The sequence below is a fragment of the Aureimonas ureilytica genome, assembly GCF_001475935.1.
Lineage (GTDB): Bacteria > Pseudomonadota > Alphaproteobacteria > Rhizobiales > Rhizobiaceae > Aureimonas > Aureimonas ureilytica_A.
Map to the genome: position 1 here is coordinate 1 of NZ_LDQA01000178.1, position 574 is coordinate 574.

Annotated in this window: 1 pseudogene; it reads left to right on the top strand. The window is 58.5% G+C overall.

Going from position 1 to position 574, the window contains the following annotated elements:
• Positions 1-136: 136 nt before the first annotated feature.
• Positions 137-574 (top strand): annotated as a pseudogene (locus NS365_RS23350) (RNA polymerase factor sigma-32); the annotation flags it as partial.

Genomic DNA, 574 nt, shown 5'->3' on the forward strand with positions numbered 1-574 from the left:
GGGCTGAAAATGGTGTATGTTGCGCCTGCGTCGAATGGTCGACGCGTGGAACGTCGCAAACCGGTTGGCTTTAACCAAGCGACCGCTTTGCCTGGCCCGCCGCTATCGGGGGCCTGAACCAACTGGAGGGCGCTCAATGGCCCGTACAGCTACACTACCGGTTATCAACGGAGAATCCGGACTTGCACGCTACCTCGCTGAGATCCGCAAGTTCCCGATGCTGGAACCGCAGGAGGAGTACATGCTCGCCAAGCGTTGGCGTGAGCATGACGACAGCGACGCAGCGCATTAAGCTTCTCACCAGCCACCTCAGGCTCGTGGCAAAGACTGCCATGGGCTATCGCGGCTACGGCTTGCCGATCTCCGAGGTCGTCTCGGAAGGCAATGTCGGCCTGATGCAGGCGGTGAAGAGATTCGAACCCGAGAAGGGCTTCCGTCTCGCCACTTACGACATGTGGTGGATCAAGGCGTCAATACAAGAGTACATTCTGCGTTCCTGGTCGCTCGTGAAGATGGGCACCACCGCGAACCAGAAGAAGCTGTTCTTCAACCTGCGCAAGGCCAAGAGCAAGAT